This is a genomic window from Streptomyces sp. NBC_01216 (genome assembly GCF_035994945.1).
In the GTDB taxonomy this organism is placed as follows: Bacteria; Actinomycetota; Actinomycetes; order Streptomycetales; family Streptomycetaceae; genus Streptomyces.
Map to the genome: position 1 here is coordinate 5,958,025 of NZ_CP108677.1, position 22,271 is coordinate 5,980,295.

The following is a 22,271-nucleotide window of genomic DNA, read 5'->3' on the forward strand; positions in this document are numbered from 1 at the left end:
GGCACCGCGGGTGCCCGCCGCTCCTTCCCTCTTCCTCACCAGTCCTGGATCAGTCCTCCGCTGCCGCCAGCAGGGACTCCAGGAGCGGCCTCAGCCGGGTCGTACGGTCCGGCGCGAGCCCTTCCGCCACGGCCCGCGGCAGCGCCTGGTCCACGCCGTGGACGACGGACAGGTGACGCTCGGCGCGGCCGAAGGCGGTGTACACCCACGCCCGGCTCAGACCGCCGGCCGCGTCGCCCGGCAACACCACCACCGCGGCCGGCCAGCGCATCGCGGCGGCCTGGTGCGCGGTCAGGGCCCAGCCGTGGCGCAGTGTCCCCGCCACCCGCTCCTTCGGCACCAGGACCTTCGTCCCCTCGCACTCCAGGTGAAGACCCTCGGCGTCGGCCGAGACGACCGTACCCGTGACCGTCCCGCCGGGCGCCGGCGCGTAGGCGACGGCGTCGCCGGGGTCGTAGCCGCCGAAGCGGCCGGGGCCGGGGTTGAGGCGCTCCTTCAGCGCCGTGTTGAGCGCGCGGGTGCCGGCTGAGCCGCCGTGGCCCACGGTGATCACGCGGGTCCCGTCGGCCGGTACGCCGATGGCCCGCGGGATCGAGTCGGCGACGAGCTGGACGGTGCGGTGGACCGCCTCGCCCGCGTCCCCGACCGGGACGATCACAACCTCCTTGCCGGGTGCCTCCACCGGGTGGAGTTCCCCGATGCCGATGCCGGAGACCAGCTCGCCCAGTGGCCCGGGGTCGGGCGTGCGGGAGACGACCCGCGGGCACACCCGCGCCGCCAGCAGATCGGCGAACACCCGGCCCGCGCCGGCGGACTCCAGCACGGCGGGGTCGCCGCCGAGCACCAGCCGGCAGCCGTCCGGCAGCGACTCCACGATCATGGCGGCGCTCTCGACGTCCAGTCGCGGGGCGTCCAGGACGATCAGCAGGTCCAGGGCGAGGGCGCCTTCCTCGTCCCGGCCAGGTCCGGCCTCGCCGGACAGCAGCGAGGCGACGGTCACCGCGTCGGCGCCGAGCCGGCGTCTGCCGTTCTCGCCGTGCACCGCGAGCGTGACCCGCAGGCCGCGCTCGCCCGCGGCCTGGGCGAGCGCGACCGGCTCGGCGCGGGCCGCCTCGCCGCCGGTGTGCAGCACCAGGCCGTGTCCTCCGGCGGTCCGGACCAGCTCCGGGCCCTCCCAGACCTCGGGGGTGACCGTCTTGACCAGTCGGGCGAGACCGTCCGCCAGGCTCTCCTCGGCGAGGGCGTAGCGGTCCAGGCCGAGCAGGACGGGAAGCCCGGCGCCTGGTGCCGCCTCCTGAGGGTCTTCCTCGTCGGGGTCCTCCGCGACGGCGTCCCCGGGGGGCGCCGCCGGGGTCTCCTCGTCATGGAAGACGAGCACCGCGGCCTCGGCGACCGCCTGCCGGACCGCCTCGTCCGGGTCCGGCACCGAGAGCCCGGCCAGCCCGGCGCTGACCTCGCCGATCTCCAGGGCGGTGTGCCCCTTCAGCGCGGCCCGTTCGAGGAGCAGGCCGACCAGCGCGACGCCGCGGCGCGGATCGTCCGGGGCGCATGACGGGCCGAGCAGCGCGCGGGCGAAGGCGTCCGCGTGCTCGGGCCGTACGCCCGGGACGCGGAGCAGTTGCCAGGGGTCCTCGCCGAGGATCTGGGCGGCTCCCTCGCCGAGCGTCGCCGCGACCCGCTCCGCCAGTGTCTCGGGGGCCCCGCCCCGGGCGAGGACCCCGCGTACCGCGGCCACCGTCTCGGGAGCGTGGTGCGTCGGGGGCTCGGCCGAGGGCCGTACCTGGGGTGCGGGCGGGGGGACGGGGGCCGCCCGCCGGGGCGCAGGTTCCGGCGTCTCGAGGAAGGCGGCGCCGTCCCGGGTACCGCTCTCCACGGCGCGTACCGCCGCCAGCAGATCGGCCGCCTCACCGCTCAGCCCCGTGCCCGCCGCGATGGGGCCTTCCTTCTCCGCCTTGCGCTGCTCGATCCGGGCCCGCAGCTCGCGCTGGGCGGCCAGCTCCGCCTGCGCCTCGGAGACTCCGGCCGCGGCGTCACCCGCGGCCGGAGTCGCCGTGGCCGCGCTCGTGTCCGTGTCCGTCTGTGCCGTCGCTCCGGCCCCGGCGGCGGGTGTGGCGTCCTGTGGCGCCGAGCGCTCCGCGGCCGGCTCCACGACGGCCTCGTCGTGCTCGGCCTCGGGAGTGGTCTCGCGGGAAGGCTCGGTCACAAGGTGCTCCAGTCCTGGTCCGGATAGCGGTGCACGGGCGCCGACACGTCGTCGAGGGCCCGACAGATCTCGTCAGGAAGACTAAGGCTCTCCACTGACAGCGCGGCCGTGAGCTGGTGCGCGTCGCGCGCGCCGACGATCGGCGCGGTCACTCCGGGCCGGTCGCGCACCCAGGCCAGCGCCACCTGGAGGGGCGTCGTCGCCAGGCCGTCCGCCGCCGTCGTGACCGCGTCCACGACCCGGGTCGCCGCCTCGTCCAGATACGGCTCCACGAACGGCGCCAGCGTCTCCGATCCGCCCCGCGAGTCCGTCGGCGTACCGTGCCGGTACTTGCCCGTCAGCACCCCGCGCCCCAGCGGCGAGGACGGCAGCAGACCTATTCCCAGATCCAGCGCGGCCGGCAGCACCTCGCGCTCCACTCCCCGCTGGAGCAGCGAGTACTCCATCTGCGTCGCCGCGAGACGGGTCCGCGTCCCGCCCGCCGCACCGAGCTGCCAGGTCCCCGCCTTCGCCAGCTGCCACCCGCAGAAGTTCGACACTCCGACGTAGCGGGCCCGGCCGCTGCTCACCGCGATGTCGAGCGCCTGCAGCGACTCCTCCAGCGGCGTGTGGGGGTCGAAGGCGTGGAGGTGCCACAGGTCGACGTGGTCGGTGCCCAGCCGCGCCAGCGAGGCGTCGAGCGCGTCGAGCAGGTGCCCGCGGGAGCCGTCCGTCCGCCGGTCGGGGTCGGGCACACTGCCGGCCTTCGTCGAGACGACGAGATCCCGCCGGGGCACCAGGCGCTCCATCAGCCGCCCGAGCAGGTATTCGGCCTCACCGCCTCCATACACGTCCGCCGTGTCGACGAGGGTGCCGCCGGCCTCCCAGAACGCCTTCAACTGGTCGGCCGCGTCGTGCTCGTCGGCGTCCCGTCCCCAGGTGAGGGTGCCGAGTCCGAGCCGGGACACGCGCAGGCCGGTCCGTCCGAGATACCTCTGCTCCATGAGCGCGAGATTACTGGCCAGGACTGCACGCGCAGAGACCCCGTGGGCATCCTCCTCCTGACGGATGCCGTGCCCGCGCGCTAGAGTCCGCCGCAAGGGACGTTACTGATCGGTAAAGAGGGTGCGGATATGCGGCTCGGCATCAACCTCGGCTACTGGGGCGCCGGTATGGACGGCGACAACCTCGCCGTCGCCCAGGAGGCGGACCGCCTCGGCTACGACGTGTGCTGGGCCGCCGAGGCATACGGCTCCGACGCGCCCACCGTGCTCTCCTGGGTGGCCGCCAAGACCGAGCGGATCGACGTCGGTTCCGCGATCATGCAGATCCCGGCGCGCCAGCCGGCCATGACGGCCATGACCGCGGCCACCCTGGACTCGCTCTCCGGCGGCCGTTTCCGCCTCGGTCTCGGCGTGTCCGGACCGCAGGTCTCGGAAGGCTGGTACGGCGTCAGGTTCGACAAGCCGCTCGCCCGCACCCGGGAGTACGTCGAGATCGTCCGCAAGGCCATGACCCGGGAACGGCTCACCTACGAGGGCGCCCACTGGACGCTCCCGCTGCCGGACGGGCCGGGCAAGCCCATCAAGCTCACCGTCCATCCGGAGCGCGAGCACATTCCCCTCTACATCGCCGCGATCGGCCCCAGGAACCTGGAGCAGACCGGCGAGATCGCCGACGGCGCCCTGTTGATCTTCCCCTCCGCCGAACACCTGGAGGACACCGCGATCCGCCACCTGCGCGCGGGCCGCGAGAAGGCCGGTCTGACGATGGACGGCTTCGACGTCCACCCGACGCTGCCCCTGGCGCTCGGGGACGACATCGACGCCCTCGCGGACGTGTTCCGTCCCTACACCGCCCTGTACGTCGGCGGCATGGGCAGCCGCAAGCAGAACTTCTACAACCAGCTCGCCCGGCGCATGGGGTACGAGAAGGAGGCCGGCGAGATCCAGGACAAGTACCTGGCCGGCGACAAGACAGGAGCCGCCGCCGCCGTACCGCGGCAGCTCATCGACCAGACGACCCTGCTCGGGTCCGTCGAGCGGATCGCCGACCGTATGCGGGCCTACGCCGAGGCCGGCGTCACCACCCTCACACTCGCCCCGGCCGGGTTCACGCTGGAGGAGCGGATCGCCGCCCTGCGCGCCGGTACGGAGGCGCTGGAGCGGGCGGGACTGGCCTGACACGCCACCGGCCGGGTCCGTCGGAGGAGGAAGTCCGCGGCCGTGGTGGGGGCTCGGGGGTCTTCCCCGCCACGGCCGTCGTGCTGAACAACGCGCCGGACCGCCCTCCGGTTACGCTCCGGCGCTCCTTCGTTCGGCCGAGTGACCCGCGTCTCGTGTTGCCCGCCGGGCCGCCGCGCATTTGACTCGTGGTCTGCGGACGTGCGGCGTGCGGACGCCCGCATGGAGGTGGCAGCATGATCACGGCCAGGAGCCTTTTCCAGGAGATCATCGACGACGACGAGTCCTTCCGGCTGTTCTGCTCCATCGCCGCAAGCGGCGAGGCGCAGGGAGGCTGGGAGAACGCCAGGATCGCCGCGCTCGTCGCCCCGGGCATGCGGGACCTGACCCCCAAGATCACCCGGCACGGCGCCGACGAGGACAAGCACGGGCGGATCTTCAACGCCCTGATGCGCAAGCGCGGCCTGGAACCCGTACCGGTCCCCCCGGAGACCGACTACACCATGCTCCTGGAGCAGCGCGGGATCGGCCTCGCCCACGAGAAGCTGCGCCGGGACGAGCCACTGAGCGAGGCCGACGTGGTGGTCTACCTCGCCCACAGCAGGGTGACGGAACAGCGGGCGGCCGACCAGATGGACATGCTGGTCACCTCCTTCGGCGACCATCCCGAACTGGGCAAGGCCATCCACCTGATCTGCAACGACGAGGAGAACCACCTCGCCTACTGCCACGAGGAACTACTGCGCCTCGCGCGCGCCGGACACGGGCGGCTCATCCAGCGGACCCTGCGCGAGTCCGCGCTCACCGAGATCGGGGTCTACCGCGACGTCAGCCTGGCCGTGATGAGCCACATGGGCCGCCTCCTGAGGTGGCCGCGGCCCAAGTCGGCCGCGCTCGCCGCCGGCATCCGCGCGATGTACGCGTGGGAGCGGGTCGCCGGCTGGCACCGGATGGTCGACCTGAGGATTCCCGAGCGGCGCAACGCGCTGGGCGGCCCCGCGACCCCCGCTCCCGCCTTCTGACCGCCCGGCGCCGAGCGGCGCGGGGCTACATCCAGCCGCGCCGCTTGAACAGCCGGTACAGGCCGCCCACGGCCCCGGCCATCAGCACGATGACCATCGGGTACGACCAGCCCCAGGCGAGTTCCGGCATGTGCGCGAAGTTCATGCCGTAGATCCCCGCGACCATCGTGGGGACGGCGGCCATGGCCGCCCAGGCCGAGATCTTCCGCATGTCGTCGTTCTGCCGCACGCCCATCTGCGCCAGATGCGCCGACAGCACGTCGGAGAGCAGCCGGTCCAGACCCTCCACCTGCTCGTTGGCCCGGGTCAGGTGGTCGACGACGTCCCGGAAGAACGGCATGGCCTGCTCGTGCACGAACGGCACCGCCCCGGCCGCCAGCCGCTGCATCGGCGCCATCAGCGGCCCGCCGGCCCGCCGGAACTCGAGCACCTGGCGCTTGGCCGCGTAGATCCGCGCCGCGGTGTTGCCCGGCTTCCTGCCGACCGGCGCGAACACATCGGCCTCCAGCTCCTCCAGGTCGACCTGGAGCTCACCGGCCACGTCGATGTAGTGGTCGACGACCGCGTCGCTGATCGCGTACAGGACCGCCGTCGGGCCGTGCCGCAGCACCTCCGGCTCGGCCTCCAGCCGTCGCCGAACCGCCGCGAGCGGCGCGCCCTCGCCGTGCCGGACCGTCACCACGAACGAATCGCCCAGGAAGACCATCAGCTCGTCCGTGCTGACGCGGTCGCTTTCCGGCTCGTAGACCACGGGTTTGAGGACCATGAAGAGCGAGTCCTCGTACACCTCCAGCTTCGGCCGCTGATGAGCCTTCAGCGCGTCCTCGACGGCCAGGGGGTGCAGCGCGAACTCGGCCGACACGTGATCGAACTCCGCCTCGGTCGGCTCGTACAGACCGACCCAGAGGAAGGCGTCCCCGCTCGCCCGGGCCTCCGCCAGGGCGGCGGACAGATCGGCGGGGCCGTCGGCACGAGCACCGCTCTTGTAGAGGGCAGAGTTCACGATCACGCCGGGTATTCTTCCCCGCCCCACCGGTTCCCGCACCCGTGCCCCGCGCCCGGCCGTGCCCCTACCCTTGCCGCCATGGCCACGTTGCTCCTCGTCCGCCACGGACGTTCCACCGCCAACACCTCCGGGGTCCTCGCCGGGCGGATGCCCGGGGTCGCCCTCGACGAGCGCGGCGCCGCGCAGGCCGCCGCGCTCCCCGGACGGCTCGCCGCCGTGCCGCTGTCCGCCGCCGTCAGCAGCCCCCTGCAGCGCTGCCGCGAGACCCTCCGGCCGCTCCTGGACGCCCGCCCCGGGCTGCCGTTGCACACCGAGGAGCGGATCAGCGAGTGCGACTACGGCGACTGGTCCGGTCGCAAGCTCGCCGAACTCAACGACGAACCCCTGATGGAAGTCGTCCAGGCGCACGCGTCCGCCGCGGCCTTCCCCGGCGGCGAGTCCATGCGCGCCATGCAGGCGCGGGCCGTCGACGCCGTACGGGACTGGAACGCCCGGATCGAGGCCGAGCACGGCGAGGACGCCGTCTACCTGATGTGCTCGCACGGCGACCTCATCAAGTCGATCGTCGCGGACGCGCTCGGCATGCACCTCGACCTCTTCCAGCGCATCCACGTCGATCCCTGCTCCGTCACCGCCGTGCGCTACACCCGGGTGCGCCCCTTCCTGGTCCGACTCGGCGACACCGGCGACCTCGCCGCGCTCGCGCCCCGGGAGAGCCCGGACACCCAGGGGACCGCGGAGGTCGGGGGCGGCGCGGGCGCACCGTGATCCATCCGCGCAGTAGGGTGGACGGGCCGCTGTAGCGCGGGCCTTCACCGCTGTCGAGACGCAAGGGAGTCAGGGACGTGTCCCGTCAGGTGTTCCTCTACGACCCACCGGAGCGTTTCGTGGCCGGTACGGTCGGGCTGCCTGGCCGCCGTACGTTCTTCCTTCAGGCGTCCGCGGCGGGCCGGGTCACCAGCGTGGCCCTGGAGAAGACCCAGGTGGCCGCCCTCGCCGAACGCATCGACGAACTCCTCGACGAGGTCGTGCGCCGCACCGGCGGCAACGCCCCCGTCCCGGCCGTCGCCCCCGCCGACATCGCGGACACCGCCCCGCTGGACGCTCCGGTGGAGGAGGAGTTCCGGGTCGGCACGATGGCACTGGCCTGGGACGGCGAGGAACAGCGCATGATCGTCGAGGCGCAGGCGCTGGTGGAACTCGACGCCGAGTCCGACGAAGACCTCGCCGATGCCGAGGAACGCCTGCTCCAGGACGAGGAGAACGGCCCGCCGATGCTGCGCGTCCGGCTCACCGGAGCGCAGGCCCGTGCCTTCGCCAAGCGCGCCCTCGACGTGGTCAACGCGGGCCGTCCGCCATGCCCGCTGTGCAGCCTGCCGCTCGACCCCGAGGGCCATGTGTGCCCGCGCCAGAACGGATACCGGCGCGGCGCATGACGGACGCCGAAGGACCCCCCGTACCCCTGGTTCCGGCCCGGTACCCCGGGCCGGCCGGGCCCCCCTCCGTCGCGGACGCCGAACTCCTCAGCCGGGGGGAGCTGACCGTCCGCGGCCAGATCCACGAGGCGTCCAACGCGGTGCTCCTCTGCTCGGTCGCCCACCGGGGCCGGCGGGCCGAATGCGTCTACAAGCCCGTCGCCGGCGAGCAGCCGCTGTGGGACTTCCCCGACGGGAACCTGGCTCGGCGCGAGGTCGCCGCCTATGCCGTCTCCGAGGCGACCGGCTGGGGCCTGGTGCCGCCCACGGTGCTGCGCGACGGCCCGTACGGCGAGGGCATGGTCCAGCTGTGGATCGAGGCCGACCCCGGCGCGAGCCTGCTCGCGCTCACCGAGGACGAGCAGGCCGGGGAGGGCTGGAAGGCCGTCGGCCCCGCGCAGGTCGGAGCGGACCGCACCGCGCTCCTGGTACACGCCGACAGCCCCGTGCTGCGCCGCCTGGCCGTCCTGGACGCGGTCATCAACAACGGCGACCGCAAGGGCGGACATCTGCTGCCCGCCTCCGACGGGCGGCTGTACGCCATCGACCACGGGGTGACCTTCCACGTGGAGGACAAGCTCCGGACGTTGCTGTGGGGCTGGTCGGGCGAGCGGCTGCCCACCGAGGCCGTCGAGGTCCTGGCCGATCTCGCCACCGCACTGGAGCCCGGCGCTCCGCTCGCCACCCGGCTGGCGGAACTGCTCACCGCGGCCGAGGTGGACGCTCTGCGCGCCCGGGTGGACGCCCTCCGGGCCGCCGGACGGCACCCGGAGCCGTCCGGCCGGTGGCCCGCGATCCCCTGGCCACCGGTCTGACCGGTCCGGTCGGCCCATCAGGCTCCCTCCGGAGTGCCCGCGTGGAGAAGCACGGACCCTCCTGGCCCGCAAGATCGCCTTATCGGCCAAGATCCCGGATCCGGTTCGTATCCGGAACAGGTGTCCGGTTACGCTCAGGACATGCATGCCTGGCCCGCTTCTGAGGTCCCCGCCCTGCCCGGCAAGGGCCGCGACCTCCGGATCCACGACACCGCGACCGGCGGACGAGTGACTCTCGCCCCCGGCCCCGTCGCCCGTATCTACGTCTGCGGCATCACGCCGTACGACGCGACCCACCTGGGTCACGCGGCGACCTACAATGCGTTCGACCTCGTTCAGCGCGTGTGGCTCGACACCAAGCGGCAGGTCCAGTACGTCCAGAACGTCACCGACGTCGACGATCCACTCCTGGAACGGGCGATCCGCGACGGCGTCGACTGGGTGGGGCTCGCCGAGCGTGAGACCGCCCTGTTCCGTGAGGACATGACCGCCCTGCGGATGCTGCCGCCGCAGCACTACATCGGCGCGGTCGAGGCCATACCGGGGATCGTGCCGCTGGTCGAGCGACTGCGTGACACCGGCGCCGCCTACGAGCTGGACGGCGACGTCTACTTCTCCGTCGAGGCCGACCCGCACTTCGGCTCGGTGTCGCACTACGACACCGAGCTCATGCGGCACCTCTTCGCCGAGCGCGGCGGGGACCCGGACCGTCCGGGCAAGAAGAACCCGCTCGACCCGATGCTCTGGATGGCCGCCCGGGAGGGCGAGCCGAGCTGGGACGGCGGCAGCCTCGGCCCCGGCCGCCCCGGCTGGCACATCGAGTGCGTCGCCATCGCCCTCGACCACCTCGGCATGGGCTTCGACGTGCAGGGCGGCGGCTCCGACCTCGTCTTCCCGCACCACGAGATGGGCGCCTCGCACGCCCAGGCGCTCACCGGCGAGTACCCGATGGCCAAGGCGTACGTCCACGCCGGCATGGTCGCGCTGCACGGCCAGAAGATGTCCAAGTCCAAGGGCAACCTGGTCTTCGTCTCGGCGCTCCGCCGCGCCGGTGTCGACCCGGCCGCCATCCGCCTCGCGCTCCTCTCCCACCACTACCGCGCCGACTGGGAGTGGACCGACCAGGTCCTCCAGGAAGCCGTGGACCGGCTGGCGCGCTGGCGCGCGGCGGTCTCGCGTCCCGACGGAGTGTCCGCCGACGCGCTCGTCGAGGAGATCCGGGAGGCCCTCGCCGACGACCTCGACGCCCCGGCGGCGCTCGCCGCGGTCGACCGCTGGGCCGCGGCCCAGACCGCGGACGGCGGGACGGACGAGTCCGCGCCCGGCCTCGTCTCCCGCGCCGTCGACGCACTGCTCGGGGTCGCCCTGTAGCCGGCGGCCCCGCCGACTACCCTTCGCGCAACCGCCCGCGGACTTCCGGCCGAAGTCCGCGGGCGGTTCTTCTTTTGTCCTGACCCGGCGCTCGATTACGCGCCAAATAGCATCCACGCAATCAACATCACGCATGAAGACCGCAGTCTCCGGCCGCTCTCAGAGCCTGTCGGGTGGCTTCTGGCCGGGCGGTCACGCCGTGGCACGCACGCTGCCGGTGTTGCCGACATGCCCCGGTGGCTCCGCTCCAGCGACATCCCGGCGCCTTGGAATCGCACGCACCAGGGCGTGACCACCTGCCGGTCGAAGGCCAACGACAGGCTCTCAGGCGTCCCCGTCCCCGTCCGTGCCCCTGTCCCCGCCCTCGCCGGCGTCGTCGCCCGCCGCGCGCGGCGGCCCGGCCTGCTCCGTACCGCCGTCCTCCGGCTGCGCCTCGGGCCCCGGACGGTCCGGCCTCGGAGGCCGTGTCCGGCTACTGGAGGGGTCCCGCAGGTACGAGGTGTCGCCGCCCTCCGTCGCGAGCCCCGGTCCCGGTCCCGGGCCCGGCTCGCGTCGCCGCAGATACCGCTCGAACTCCCGGGCGATGGCCTCGCCCGAGGCCTCCGGCAGTTCCGCGGTGTCCCGCGCCTCCTCCAAGGTCTGGACGTACTCGGCGACTTCGCTGTCCTCGGAGGCCAGCTGGTCCACGCCCAGCTGCCAGGCCCGCGCGTCCTCGGGCAGCTCCCCCAGCGGGATGCGCAGGCCGATGAGGTCCTCCAGCCGGTTCAGCAGCGCCAGCGTGGCCTTCGGGTTCGGCGGCTGCGACACGTAGTGCGGCACCGCGGCCCACAAGCTCACCGCCGGAACACCCGCGTGCGTGCACGCCTCCTGGAGGATGCCCACGATGCCGGTGGGACCCTCGTAGCGCGTCTCCTCCAGCTCCATGGTCCGTGCCAGATCGGGGTCGGACGTGACCCCGCTGACCGGCACCGGCCGGGTGTGCGGCGTGTCTCCGAGCAGCGCGCCCAGGATCACCACCATCTCCACGCCCAACTCGTGGGCGAATCCCAGGATCTCGTTGCAGAACGAGCGCCAGCGCATCGACGGCTCGATACCCCGGACCAGCACCAGGTCCCGCGGCTTGTCGCCGCCGACGCGGACCACCGAGAGCCGGGTCGTCGGCCAGGTGATCTTCCGGACCCCGTTGTCCAGCCACACCGTGGGGCGGTTGACCTGGAAGTCGTAGTAGTCCTCGGCGTCCAGCGCCGCGAAGACCTCGCCCTTCCATTCCCGGTCCAGGTGGGCGACCGCGGTGGAGGCGGCGTCGCCGGCGTCGTTCCAGCCCTCGAACGCGGCCACCATGACCGGGTCGATCAGCTCGGGAACCCCCTCGAGCTCGATCACCCAGTGCCTCCTTTTCGACGTTCCTGTCGTACGGACCAACCTTACGGCTTTCCGGCGGTCCGGCCGCAGCCCTCGTACCCGCCGAGGGCGTCCGCTGCCCTGACCCGCTACCCAGGAACTCCGCCCGGCACACGAGGACCTGGTCTCCCGGGGGACTCGGGGCACTGTTTCCGGGCGACGCCACGGCGCCCGCCCGGCGGCCCCGGACCGCGCCGCCGCCGCACCGGTTCCGGGCGCGCCGCGGGGGCGGCCCGGAACCGGACCGCCCCCGCGCGCACCGCCGTCAGGCCCGTTCGCCGAGGAACCCCTCGACCCTGGCGCGGATCTCGTCGGTGGCGAGTCCGCGGATCGTCAGCGTCGTGCGGCGGCGCAGCACGTCGTCCGCCGTCTCGGCCCACTCGTGGTCGCGCGCGTAGGCGACCTGGGCCCAGATCTCCGGGGCGTCCGGGTGGACGCGCTGTGCCAGCTCCGGGTTCTCGTTCGCCATCCGCGCGATGTCGAAGGAGAGCGAACCGTAGTGCGTGGCCAGGTGCTTGGCGGTGTCGGCGGCCATCCGCGGACCGGGGGCCGGTCCGTCCACGAGCAGCCGGTGTGCCACCGCGTTCGGGTTGGCGATGCCGGGCAGCGGCAGGCGCTTCGGCAGCTTGGAGACCGGCTCGTAGTCCTCGCCCAGCGGGTGGCCGGGCAGGGACTCCAGCTTCTTCATCACCGTGCGACCGATGTGACGGAAGGTCGTCCACTTGCCGCCGGCCACCGACAGCATGCCGCCGCGGCCCTCGGTGACGACGGTCTCCCGCTTGGCCTTGGACGTGTCACCGGGACCCCCCGGAAGCACCCTCAGACCCGCGAAGGAGTAGGTGATCAGGTCGCGCGACAGCTGCTGGTCGCGGATGGAGAAGGCTGCCTCGTCCAGGATCTGGGCGGTGTCCCGCTCGGTGACCTCGACCTGGCCGGGGTCGCCCTCGTACTCCTCGTCGGTGGTGCCGAGCAGGAGCATGTCCTCCCAGGGGAGGGCGAAGGTGATGCGGTACTTGTCGATCGGCGTGGCCAGCGCGGCCTTCCACGGGGAGGTCCGCTTGAGGACCAGGTGCGCGCCTTTCGACAGGCGGATCGAGGGAGCCGCGTTCGGGTCCTCCATCCGGCGCAGGTGGTCGACCCACGGGCCGGTGGCGTTGAGCACGAGACGGGCGCTGACGCCGAACTCGTCGCCTGTGGTGCGGTCCTTGAGCTCCGCACCGGTGACCCGGCCTCGGGTGAAGCGCAACCCGGTGACCTCCGCGTGGTTGAGGACGGTGGCTCCGGCGGCGACCGCCGCGCGGACCGTCATCAGCGCCATGCGGGCGTCGTTCATCTGGTCGTCGCCGTACACGGCCACGGCCTTGAGGTCGTCGGTGCGCAGTTCGGGCACGTCCTGCGCGGCCTTGGCCGGTGAGAGGAGGTGTCCGACGCCGTCGCCGAAGGCCGACAGGGCGCTGTAGGCGAAGACGCCGGCGCCGAGCTTGGCCGCGCCGTGCGGGCCGCCCTTGTAGACGGGCAGGTAGAAGGTGAGGGGGTTGGCGAGGTGCGGTGCCACCTGGCGGGACACCGCACGCCGCTCGAAGTGGTTCTCCGCGACCAGCTTCACCGCGCCGGTCTGCAGGTAGCGCAGACCGCCGTGGAGCAGCTTGGAGGAGGCGGAGGAGGTGGCGCCGGCGAAGTCGCCGGCGTCCACAAGGGCCACCCGCAGGCCCGACTGCGCGGCGTGCCAGGCGGTGGAGATGCCCAGGATGCCACCGCCGATCACCAGGAGGTCGTACGTCGCCTTGGAAAGCTGTTCCCGGGTCTCGGCGCGGCTCGGCAGGGAACCGGCAGCCGGGCGCGTCCCGAGGGTGGGGACGCTCTGCAGGGTGGTCATGTCGAATTACTCCTCGTCAGATCCGTCTTCGAGCCAGCCCATGGAGCGTTCAACGGCCTTCAGCCAGCTCTTGTACTCGCTGTCACGCTTGTCGGCGTCCATGCGAGGGGTCCATTCAGCGGCGCGGCGCCAGTTGGCGCGCAGCGCGTCGGTGTCCGGCCAGAAGCCGACGGCCAGGCCGGCGGCGTAGGCGGCGCCGAGGCAGGTCGTCTCGGCGACCATCGGACGCACGACCGGCGCGTCCAGGAAGTCCGAGAGGGTCTGCATCAGCAGGTTGTTGGAGGTCATGCCGCCGTCCACCTTGAGCGCGGTCAGTTCGACGCCGGAGTCCTTGGTCATGGCGTCGGTGATCTCGCGGGTCTGCCAGGCGGTGGCCTCGAGGACGGCGCGGGCGATGTGCGCCTTGGTGACGTACCGGGTGAGGCCGGCGATCACACCGCGGGCGTCGGAGCGCCAGTACGGGGCGAACAGGCCGGAGAAGGCCGGGACGAAGTAGGCACCGCCGTTGTCCTCGACGGAGGACGCCAGGGTCTCGATCTCGGCGGCGGACTTGATCAGGCCCATCTGGTCGCGCATCCACTGCACCAGCGAACCGGTGACGGCGATCGAGCCCTCCAGGGCGTAGACCGGCTTCTCCTCGCCGATCTGGTAGCCGACCGTGGTCAGCAGGCCGCTGTAGGAGTTGATGATCTTGTCACCGGTGTTCATCAGCATGAAGGTGCCGGTGCCGTAGGTGGACTTGGCCTCGCCCTCGGCGAAGCAGGTCTGGCCGAAGAGGGCCGCCTGCTGGTCGCCGAGCGCGGAGGCGACCGGGATGCCGTCCAGGACGCCGCCCTTGACGTGGCCGTAGACCTCGGCGGAGGAGCGGATCTCCGGCAGCACGGCGGCCGGGACGTCCATGGACTGGAGGATCTTGTCGTCCCACTCCATGGTGTGGAGGTTCATGAGCATGGTGCGCGACGCGTTGGTCACGTCGGTGACGTGGTGGCCGCCGTCGACGCCGCCGGTCAGGTTCCAGATGACCCAGGAGTCCATCGTGCCGAAGAGGATGTCGCCGCGCTCGGCGCGCTCCCGCAGGCCCTCGACGTTGTCGAGCAGCCAGCGGACCTTCGGCCCGGAGAAGTAGCTGGCCAGCGGCAGGCCCGTCTCGCGCCGGAAGCGGTCCTGGCCGACGTTGCGGCCGAGCTCCCTGCACAGCCCGTCGGTGCGGGTGTCCTGCCAGACGAGCGCGTTGTGGACCGGCTCACCGGTGTTCTTGTCCCACATCAGCGTGGTCTCGCGCTGGTTGGTGATGCCGATGGCCTTCACGTCGGCGGCGGAGATGCCGCCCTTCTCGATGGCTCCGGCCACCACTTCCTGCACGTTGGTCCAGATCTCGGCGGCGTCGTGCTCCACCCAGCCCGGCTTGGGGAAGATCTGTTCGTGCTCCTTCTGGTCGACGGAGACGATCCGGCCGTCCTTGTCGAAGACGATGCAGCGGGACGAGGTCGTGCCCTGGTCGATGGCGGCGATGAAGGGGCCGCTGGTGTGTGCGTCGGTCACTGGTGCTCCCTGGAGGTCTCGGTGTTCATTCCCACGACTACTGCTGTACGGCTCAGGCGAACGCGATGTTGTAGATACCCGCCGCGAGGGCACCACCGATCAGCGGACCGGCGATCGGGATCCAGGCGTAGCTCCAGTCGGAGCCGCCCTTGTTCGGCAGCGGGAGCAGGGCGTGCACGATGCGCGGACCGAGGTCACGGGCCGGGTTGATGGCGTAGCCGGTCGGGCCGCCCAGCGAGAGGCCGATGGAGACGACGACGAAGGCGGTGATCAGGGCGCCGAGGACGCCGAGGCCCTTGCCGCTGTCGTTGAGGCCCTGGGTGAGCACCGCCAGTACCAGCACGACGGTGCCGATGATCTCGGTGGCCAGGTTCTGCCACACGTTGCGGACCTCGGGGCCGGTGGAGAAGATGCCGAGCACGGGGCCGGCGTTCGGAGCGGTCTTCTGGTCGACCATGCCCTCCTCGTGCGGGGGCGCGGCGATGATCTCCGGGTCCGTGAGGTGGGCCTGGAACTGGCCGTAGTAGGCGACCCAGACCAGCGCGGCGCCGATCATCGCGCCGAGCAGCTGGCCGGCGAAGTAGACCGGAACGTTGCTCCAGTCGCTGTCCTTGATCGCGATACCGACCGTGACCGCCGGGTTGAGGTGGGCGCCGGAGAGGGAGGCCGTCATGTAGACCGCGGTCATGACCGCGAAGCCCCACCCGAAGGTGATGGCCAGCCAACCGGCGTTCTGCGCCTTCGAGCGCTTGAGTACGACGGCGGCGACGACGCCGGCGCCGAGCAGGATGAGTACGGCGGTACCTATGGTCTCGCCGATGAAGATGTCGGAGCTGGACACCCGCGACTCCTTTGTCCATCGTCCAGGGGAAGGCGAACCACGGGATTCTCCGATGGTCCGCGCCCTCGAGTGAGGGCGTTGGCCGGCCCATGGCACTGTCACACCCTAGCGCGTATTGCCGTTAGGTGTTCGACAATGTCGACCGGTGAACGGAAGTTTTGCCCTCCGGTTAACAGCACGTCAAGAGGTCCTGCCCGAGAACCGTCTGCATAACGCGATCGTTACCGAGGGGCTCCGACGCTGCATCCCGAACGACCGGGCGGAAGGGGGACCGACCACCGGCGGGGCGGCCGGTCCGGGCGCGGACGAGGCCCGGGAGTGACGTGTCCTGGTGCGTGAGCGGCACCCCGGGGCCCGTGTGGCGCCGGGGTGCCGGTTCGAGGCAAAGGGGGGGGTCGGCCCCACAGGGCGTGAGCGCGGCGCCTGTGGCGCTGGGGGCGGGCCCGGGTCCGCCTCGTGACCCCGCGGGCCCCGGCGGAAAGGGTGAGCCCGGTGGGAAGGGCGGGTGTCGGCGGGGCCGGGGTTCCGTGGTGAAGGCTCCGCGCGGCGCGATGGCCAAACCCGCCACGAGGGCGGGCGCCGCCGGGGACGCGGGGCGGTCCTCGGTGAAGGCCGTGCCGGGGCGAACCTCGCCGGGCGCCGCCCTGGGGCTACTCTCGCGACACGCCCTAGAAGCGGCCTGCGCCCAGGTCGCGGGAGACGGCGCGGGCGCAGTCACGCACCGCGGCGACCAGCTCGGAGCGCAGTTCGCCGCCCGCACAGACCCGCTCCACGGCGCCTGTGATGGCCACCGCGCCTACCGGCATCCGGCGTCGGTCGTGGATGGGGGCGGCCACTGAGGCCACGCCCTCCCAGGTCTCCTCCACGTCGGCTGCCCACCCGCGCGCCCGGGTGTGGTCGAGCAGCGTCTCGAAGGACTCCGTGTCGGTGACGGTGCGGGGCGTGAAGGGCTCGCGCGCGATCTCCAGGACCTCGCTGTGCGCCACCGGGTCGTAGGCCGACAGCACCTTGCCCAGTGCCGTGGAGTGCAGCGGCTGCATCGCGCCGACCTCCAGGACCTGCCGACTGTCGTCGGGCCGGAAGACGTGGTGCACGATCAGGACGCCCTGCTGGTGCAGGACGCCCAGATGGACGCTCTCGCCGCTGGAGCGGGCCAGGTCGTCGGTCCAGACCAGCGCCCGCGCCCGCAGCTCGTGCACGTCCAGGTAGCTGTTGCCCAGGCGCAGCAGTTCCGCGCCCAGCTGGTAGCGCGAGGCCGCGTCCTGCTCGACGAAGCCCTCGGCCTGGAGGGTGCGCAGGATGCCGTGTGCCGTGCCCTTGGCGAGCCCCAGGGACGAGGCGATGTCGGACAGCCCGAGCCGGCGTTCGCCGCCCGCGAGCAGTCGCAGCATCGCCGCCGCCCGTTCAAGCGACTGGATGTTCTTCGCCATCGCCCGGCCTTTCTCCCTGTCCCCGATCCCGAAGGCTCCGTGGATCTTACGGAGTGGAGTCCCCTGGATCATGCTGTTCGGTAATGCTGAACACTATCGGTCGATGCCGACCAGTAGTTACTCTGACAGTGTCGTTCACGAACACAGGTGACCGGGAGTCCCGCGACACAGGATGCCGTCCGTCCCGTGGAACACCCTGCCCACCCTGCCACCGGCATGGTTACTCTGGCTCCGTACGCCCTCCACCGAGGGTGTGAAGCCGACAGCCGTCGCATCCCAGGGAGCTCATCCATGGCCTCGTCGCCGACCCCGCCCGCCGGCAGCCCCGACCGCGCCGCAGCCCTCCGTGAGGCACTCGCGACCCGTGTGGTCGTGGCGGACGGAGCGATGGGCACCATGCTCCAGGCGCAGGACCCCTCGATGGAGGACTTCGAGAACCTCGAGGGCTGCAACGAGATCCTGAACGTCACCCGGCCCGACATCGTCCGCTCGGTGCACCAGGAGTACTTCGCCGCGGGCGTCGACTGTGTCGAGACCAACACCTTCGGCGCCAACCTCGCCGCGCTCGGCGAGTACGACATCCCCGAGCGCGTGCACGAGCTCTCCGAGTCCGGCGCCCGGATCGCCCGCGAGGTCGCCGACGAGTTCACCGCCTCCACCGGGCAGCAGCGCTGGGTGCTGGGCTCCATCGGTCCGGGCACCAAGTTGCCGACCCTGGGCCACGCGCCGTACACCGCGCTGCGCGACGCCTACCAGCAGAACGCCGAGGGCCTGCTCGCGGGCGGCGCCGACGCGCTGCTGGTGGAGACCACCCAGGACCTGCTCCAGACCAAGGCGTCCGTCGTCGGCGCCCGCCGCGCCCTCGACGCGCTCGGCGCCGACGTCCCGCTGATCTGTTCCGTCACGGTCGAGACGACGGGCACGATGCTGCTCGGTTCGGAGATCGGCGCGGCGCTCACCGCGCTGGAGCCGCTCGGCATCGACATGATCGGCCTGAACTGCGCGACCGGTCCGGCCGAGATGAGCGAGCACCTGCGGTATCTGGCACGCCACTCGCGCATCCCGCTGTCCTGCATGCCCAACGCCGGCCTGCCGGTGCTGGGGAAGGACGGCGCGCACTATCCGCTGTCTCCGACGGAGCTGGCCGACGCGCAGGAGAACTTCGTCCGTGAGTACGGGCTGTCGCTGATCGGCGGCTGTTGCGGTACGACCCCCGAGCACCTGCGCCAGGTCGTGGAGCGGGTCCGGGGCCTCGCCCCGACCGCTCGCGAGCCGCGCCCCGAGCCGGGTGCCGCCTCGCTCTACCAGACGGTGCCGTTCCGGCAGGACACCGCCTACATGGCGATCGGGGAGCGGACGAACGCCAACGGGTCCAAGAAGTTCCGCGAGGCGATGCTCGAGGCCCGCTGGGACGACTGTGTGGAGATGGCGCGGGACCAGATCCGCGAGGGAGCGCACATGCTGGATCTGTGCGTGGACTACGTGGGCCGTGACGGCGTCGCGGACATGGCGGAACTGGCGGGTCGCTTCGCGACGGCGTCGACGCTGCCGATCGTGCTGGACTCCACCGAGGTCGACGTCCTCCAGGCCGGTCTGGAGAAGCTCGGCGGCCGTGCGGTGATCAACTCGGTCAACTACGAGGACGGTGACGGCCCCGACTCGCGCTTCGCGAAGGTGACCCGGCTGGCTCGGGAACACGGTGCCGCGCTGATCGCCCTCACCATCGACGAGGAGGGCCAGGCCCGGACCGTCGAGACCAAGGTCGCCATCGCCGAGCGGTTGATCGAGGACCTGACCGGCAACTGGGGCATCCACGAGTCGGACATCCTGATCGACACCCTGACCTTCACGATCTGCACCGGTCAGGAGGAGTCGCGCGGCGACGGTGTCGCCACCATCGAGGCGATCCGTGAGCTCAAGCGCCGCCATCCGGAGGTGCAGACCACGCTCGGCCTGTCGAACATCTCCTTCGGTCTCAACCCGGCCGCCCGGATCCTGCTGAACTCCGTCTTCCTCGACGAGTGCGTCAAGGCGGGTCTGGACTCGGCGATCGTGCACGCCTCCAAGATCCTCCCGATCGCCCGGTTCGACGAGGAGCAGGTCACCACCGCCCTCGACCTGATCCACGACCGGCGTTCCGAGGGCTACGACCCGCTCCAGAAGCTGATGGCCCTCTTCGAGGGCGTCGACACCAAGTCGATGAAGGCAGGCAAGACCGAGGAACTCCTCGCCCTGCCGCTGGACGAGCGGCTGAAGCGGCGCATCATCGACGGAGAGAAGAACGGTCTGGAGACCGATCTCGATGAGGCACTGGAGACCCGCCCCGCGCTGGACATCGTCAACGAGACGCTGCTGGAGGGCATGAAGGTCGTCGGTGAGCTGTTCGGCTCCGGCCAGATGCAGCTCCCGTTCGTGCTCCAGTCCGCCGAGGTGATGAAGAACGCGGTCGCCTACCTCGAACCCCACATGGAGAAGTCGGACGCCGAGGGCAAGGGCACCATCGTGCTGGCCACGGTGCGCGGTGACGTTCACGACATCGGCAAGAACCTGGTCGACATCATCCTCTCCAACAACGGCTACAACGTGGTGAACCTCGGCATCAAGCAGCCCGTCGCCGCGATCCTGGAAGCCGCCGAGGAGCACAGGGCCGACGTCATCGGCATGTCGGGCCTCCTGGTCAAGTCCACCGTGATCATGAAGGAGAACCTCGAGGAGCTCAACCAGCGCGGACTCGCCACCGACTTCCCCGTCATCCTCGGCGGCGCCGCCCTCACTCGCGCCTACGTCGAACAGGACCTCCACGAGATCTACCACGGCGAGGTCCGTTACGCCCGCGACGCCTTCGAGGGCCTGCGCCTCATGGACGCCCTGATCGCCGTCAAGCGCGGCGTCCCCGGCGCTGCCCTGCCCGAACTCAAGCAACGCCGGGTCGCCCAGCGCGCCAGCGCGCTCGAGGTCAACGAGCCGGAGGAAGCCGGCCGTTCCGACGTCGCCACGGACAACCCCGTGCCGGCCCCGCCGTTCTGGGGCACCCGGGTCGTGAAGGGCATCCAGCTGAAGGAGTACGCGAGCTGGCTCGACGAGGGCGCCCTCTTCAAGGGCCAGTGGGGCCTGAAGCAGACGCGTGCCGGGGACGGCCCGAGCTACGAGGAGCTCGTCGAGACCGACGGCCGCCCGCGGCTGCGCGGCTGGCTGGAGCGGCTGCACACCGAGAACCTGCTGGAGGCGGCCGTCGTGCACGGCTACTTCCCGTGTGTCTCCAAGGGCGACGACCTGATCATCCTCGACGAGCAGGGCAACGAGCGGACCCGCTTCACCTTCCCGCGCCAGCGCCGGGGACGCCGCCTGTGCCTGGCCGACTTCTTCCGCCCCGAGGAGTCCGGCGAGACCGACGTGGTCGGCCTCCAGGTCGTCACCGTCGGCTCCCGGATCGGCGAGGCCACCGCCAGGCTCTTCGAGTCCGACTCCTACCGCGACTACCTCGAACTGCACGGCCTGTCGGTGCAGCTGGCCGAGGCCCTCGCCGAGTACTGGCACGCCCGGGTCCGGGCGGAGCTCGGCTTCGCGGGCGAGGACCCGGCCGATGTCGAGGACATGTTCGCGCTGAAGTACCGTGGCGCCCGCTTCTCGCTGGGCTACGGTGCCTGCCCCGACCTGGAGGACCGCGCGAAGATCGCCGAGCTGCTCCGTCCCGAGCGGATCGGAGTCCAGCTGTCCGAGGAGTTCCAGCTCCACCCGGAGCAGTCCACGGACGCGATCGTCATTCACCACCCCGAGGCGAAGTACTTCAACGCCCGCTGACACCGTCCGCCGTGCCCGCACGGCGGCACGACCGCGCACGTCAGGAGATAGATGCCTGCATCCGCGGTGGTCGAGACGTACACTGGTCGGTCCAGTGCAGGCCGGTCTCCCTCCCCGTACCGGGAGGGGGCCGGCCTTCTCGTCCCTCCATGGAGGTGTGCCGGATGACCAGTACGGTCCCCGCGTCCTTGTTCCGTACCGACGGCAGCTCCGCCCTGCAGGCGGTGTTCCTCGACATGGACGGCACCCTCGTCGACACCGAGGGATTCTGGTGGGACGCGGAGGTCGAGGCGTTCCGGGACCTCGGGCACCGGCTGGACGAGTCCTGGCGGGACGTAGTCGTCGGCGGCCCCATGACGCGCAGTGCCGGCTACCTCATCGACGCCACGGGCGCCGACATCACCCTCGCCGAACTGACGGTCCTGCTCAACGAGAAGTTCGAGCAGCGCATCGACCGGGGAGTACCACTGATGCCGGGCGCCGAGCGGCTCCTGGCCGAGCTGTCACGGCACGCCATCCCGACCGCCCTGGTCTCCGCCTCGCACCGGCGGATCATCGACCGGGTCCTCGCGTCCCTGGGCCATGACCGTTTCACCCTCACCGTCGCCGGCGACGAGGTCCTGCGTACCAAGCCCCACCCCGAGCCGTATCTGACGGCCGCCCGTGGCGTGGGCGCCGACCCGGGTCTCTGCGCCGTCATCGAGGACACGGCGACCGGCGTGGCGGCTGCCGAGGCGGCCGGTTGCCGGGTGGTCGCGGTTCCCTCCGTGGCACCTATCCCGCCGGCCGGGGGCCGTACCGTCGTCCGTTCCCTGGAAGAGGTCGACGTGCCGTTTCTCCGGACCTTGATCACTGGTCCCCGATGATTTGAGCTTTGTCTGAGCTTCGTTTTCCCGGCGCGGGCGCACGCGAACGCTGAGCACTTGATCGTGCATTTTCCGTGACCGGGGCGTGAAGGCCCGCAGTGGTCCGCGCGAGGTATTCCGGCCACCCGTCGAAAAAGCACCGGCGTGACCTTGGTCACGCAGCGTGTGCTTCGGCGGGTGGCCTTCACGTGTCCGGCATCCGGAATGTGCGGATTCACCCCTGCCCTTGTGTCCCGGTTCAGCGCTTGATGTACGAATCACGTGCCGCATGACTATCGAGACCCTCGCATTCATGATCACCGTGCGATTACCCCTGAAGTCGCTCGGCGTCCGGTAATGCCGACGCCGCCCACTAATCTTTCGCGAGTACTTCGCCGCATATCCGCGTGCCCCCGGCGCATACCCGAGCCGCCGCGAACACAGGACCGATCGCACACCATCCCGGCCCGATCGCCCGCCC

The 22,271-nt window shown here is 71.6% G+C and carries 16 protein-coding genes; 8 read left to right on the forward strand and 8 right to left on the reverse strand.

Translation table 11 applies throughout. From position 1 onward, the window contains the following. Window positions 1–49: 49 nt before the first annotated feature. A complete protein-coding gene (locus tag OG393_RS26770) occupies window positions 50–2,203 on the reverse strand; it encodes an ATP-dependent RecD-like DNA helicase (protein WP_327377256.1) in 2,154 nt (717 codons plus the stop codon). Next, window positions 2,200–3,186 (reverse strand): aldo/keto reductase, encoded by a 987-nt coding sequence (locus OG393_RS26775; RefSeq protein WP_327377257.1) that lies wholly within the window; start codon window positions 3,184–3,186, stop codon window positions 2,200–2,202. Before OG393_RS26775 ends, OG393_RS26770 begins: the two co-directional genes overlap by 4 nt. Before the next feature lie 129 nt (window positions 3,187–3,315). Between OG393_RS26775 and OG393_RS26780 the strand changes: the two genes are divergently transcribed. Beyond that, complete coding sequence (locus tag OG393_RS26780; protein ID WP_327377258.1) at window positions 3,316–4,365, forward strand: LLM class F420-dependent oxidoreductase; 1,050 nt, start codon at window positions 3,316–3,318, stop codon at window positions 4,363–4,365. 236 nt (window positions 4,366–4,601) lie between these two features. Next, window positions 4,602–5,387, forward strand: a complete 786-nt coding sequence (locus tag OG393_RS26785) for a ferritin-like domain-containing protein (protein WP_327377259.1) — start codon at window positions 4,602–4,604, stop codon at window positions 5,385–5,387. A 25-nt stretch (window positions 5,388–5,412) separates the two neighbouring features. Here OG393_RS26785 and corA read toward each other — a convergent pair whose 3' ends face one another. After that, window positions 5,413–6,405 carry a magnesium/cobalt transporter CorA gene (corA, locus tag OG393_RS26790; RefSeq protein WP_327378560.1) on the reverse strand — a complete coding sequence of 331 codons (993 nt, stop codon included), beginning with the start codon at window positions 6,403–6,405 and terminating at the stop codon, window positions 5,413–5,415. A 66-nt stretch (window positions 6,406–6,471) separates the two neighbouring features. Between corA and OG393_RS26795 the strand changes: the two genes are divergently transcribed. From OG393_RS26795 to mshC, 4 genes are all read left to right on the forward strand, one after another. Further along, window positions 6,472–7,161: a histidine phosphatase family protein gene (locus OG393_RS26795; protein WP_327377260.1), complete on the forward strand. Its 690-nt coding sequence runs from the start codon at window positions 6,472–6,474 to the stop codon at window positions 7,159–7,161. Between the two features lie 77 nt (window positions 7,162–7,238). Continuing rightward, entirely contained in the window at window positions 7,239–7,829 is a 591-nt protein-coding gene (locus tag OG393_RS26800) for a DUF3090 domain-containing protein (protein WP_327377261.1), read from the forward strand. Continuing rightward, window positions 7,826–8,683 (forward strand): SCO1664 family protein, encoded by an 858-nt coding sequence (locus tag OG393_RS26805; RefSeq protein ID WP_442817364.1) that lies wholly within the window; start codon window positions 7,826–7,828, stop codon window positions 8,681–8,683. The genes OG393_RS26800 and OG393_RS26805 overlap by 4 nt, the downstream gene beginning before the upstream one ends. Before the next feature lie 141 nt (window positions 8,684–8,824). Then, window positions 8,825–10,054, forward strand: coding sequence for a cysteine--1-D-myo-inosityl 2-amino-2-deoxy-alpha-D-glucopyranoside ligase (mshC, locus tag OG393_RS26810; protein WP_327377263.1), 1,230 nt, complete (start codon window positions 8,825–8,827; stop codon window positions 10,052–10,054). Between the two features lie 324 nt (window positions 10,055–10,378). Here mshC and OG393_RS26815 read toward each other — a convergent pair whose 3' ends face one another. The 5 genes from OG393_RS26815 to OG393_RS26835 form a co-directional block, all read right to left on the reverse strand. After that, on the reverse strand, window positions 10,379–11,437 hold the full coding sequence (locus OG393_RS26815; protein ID WP_327377264.1) for a PAC2 family protein: 1,059 nt from the start codon (window positions 11,435–11,437) through the stop codon (window positions 10,379–10,381). A gap of 283 nt (window positions 11,438–11,720) precedes the next feature. Continuing rightward, window positions 11,721–13,331, reverse strand: a complete 1,611-nt coding sequence (locus OG393_RS26820; RefSeq protein WP_327377265.1) for a glycerol-3-phosphate dehydrogenase/oxidase — start codon at window positions 13,329–13,331, stop codon at window positions 11,721–11,723. Window positions 13,332–13,337: 6 nt separating this feature from the next. After that, entirely contained in the window at window positions 13,338–14,873 is a 1,536-nt protein-coding gene (glpK, locus tag OG393_RS26825) for a glycerol kinase GlpK (protein ID WP_327377266.1), read from the reverse strand. Between the two features lie 52 nt (window positions 14,874–14,925). Further along, window positions 14,926–15,714, reverse strand: coding sequence for an MIP/aquaporin family protein (locus tag OG393_RS26830; RefSeq protein WP_327377267.1), 789 nt, complete (start codon window positions 15,712–15,714; stop codon window positions 14,926–14,928). Window positions 15,715–16,382: 668 nt separating this feature from the next. Further along, window positions 16,383–17,144: an IclR family transcriptional regulator gene (locus OG393_RS26835; protein ID WP_327377268.1), complete on the reverse strand. Its 762-nt coding sequence runs from the start codon at window positions 17,142–17,144 to the stop codon at window positions 16,383–16,385. A gap of 291 nt (window positions 17,145–17,435) precedes the next feature. Here OG393_RS26835 and metH point away from each other — a divergent pair, with 291 nt between their 5' ends. Further along, window positions 17,436–20,945: a methionine synthase gene (metH, locus tag OG393_RS26840; protein WP_327377269.1), complete on the forward strand. Its 3,510-nt coding sequence runs from the start codon at window positions 17,436–17,438 to the stop codon at window positions 20,943–20,945. Window positions 20,946–21,109: 164 nt separating this feature from the next. Then, window positions 21,110–21,811, forward strand: coding sequence for an HAD family hydrolase (locus tag OG393_RS26845; RefSeq protein ID WP_327377270.1), 702 nt, complete (start codon window positions 21,110–21,112; stop codon window positions 21,809–21,811). The last annotated feature ends 460 nt before the right edge of the window (window positions 21,812–22,271 follow it).